Raw genomic sequence first — 547 nt, forward strand, 5'->3', positions numbered from 1 at the left:
AGGGGCAGCCGGCCCGCAGCGCGGCGGCGGCGTACAGCGAGCTGGGCGGCAGCCGGTCGTCGCCGGGCGGCGGCGCGGGTTCGGTGGAGGCGACGTTGACGACGACGGTGCGGGTGAGGCCGTGCCGGGTGGTGAACGCGGTGAGGTCGCCGGCGAAGGCGGTGATCAGCTCCTCTTCGCTGCGGGAGTCGCCCGGTTGCGGGCCACCGGGCCGTATCTCCGCGTCCGCCGCGTGGAGTTGGTGGTGGACGGCGGCTGGCAGGCCGTGCGGCAGCACCCCGCCGTCGACGAGTGCGTCGGCGCGTTTGGGCAGCGGGACGCAGGTGGTGTCGTGGCCGCCGAAGACCAGGGACTCCAGTGGCGGGAGGGCGCTGCCGGCGAAGAGCGGTGTCTCGGTGACGAGGCCGGTCGGTGGGTGGAGGCCGGCGGTGAGCGCGGCGCAGCCGGTGACGGCGGTGGTCGCCACCGAGCCGCGGGCGCCGATCAGCCAGACGCCGGTGCGGGGGCGGGGGTCGGTGGGGGTCGTGTCGGGCACGCCTTCCTCCCT

The 547-nt window shown here is 76.6% G+C and carries 1 protein-coding gene; it reads right to left on the reverse strand.

What is annotated here, in order from left to right; translation table 11 throughout:
- Window positions 1-535 (reverse strand): inositol-3-phosphate synthase (locus ACYVE9_RS30445; protein WP_461031073.1); only part of this gene is annotated, 535 nt, incomplete at its 3' end.
- Window positions 536-547 lie beyond the last annotated feature (12 nt).

The sequence above is a fragment of the Streptomyces sparsus genome (assembly GCF_054776295.1).